Source organism: Salinimicrobium oceani (genome assembly GCF_012037645.1).
Genome location: NZ_JAAVJR010000708.1, coordinates 1 through 432, shown reverse-complemented (window position 1 = coordinate 432; position 432 = coordinate 1). Strand labels below are relative to the sequence as shown.

At 36.8% G+C, this 432-nt stretch carries 1 protein-coding gene; it reads left to right on the top strand.

Features of this window, described 5'->3' with window-relative positions; translation table 11 throughout:
* Positions 1-66 precede the first annotated feature (66 nt).
* The coding region (locus HC175_RS19000) for a glutamate--tRNA ligase family protein (RefSeq protein WP_235942687.1) at positions 67-432 on the top strand (366 nt) is incomplete at its 3' end.

Below are 432 nucleotides of genomic sequence, written 5' to 3'. Positions count from 1 at the left end.
AAGATGCAGGCATAAGATTGATGTATATTTTCTGTAAATTTGCAGCCTTAAAGATGAACCAGAATTATGGCTGAAGAAAAAAGATCCCTCAATTTTATTGAGCAACTTATAGAAGAAGATCTCAAGAACGATTATAAAAAAGAAGATTTGCAATTCAGATTTCCACCGGAACCTAACGGATATCTGCATATTGGTCATGCTTCCTCCATTTGTTTAAATTTTGGATTGGGAGAAAAATACAATGCTCCCGTTAATCTCAGGTTTGATGATACCAACCCTATTAAAGAAGAGCAGGAGTATGTGGACGCTATTAAAAGTGATGTGCTTTGGCTAGGTTTTAAGTGGGCTAAGGAGTGCTATGCTTCAGATTATTTTCAGCAGCTGTATGACTGGGCGGTAATGATGATCAAAAATGGAGATGCTTATGTTGAC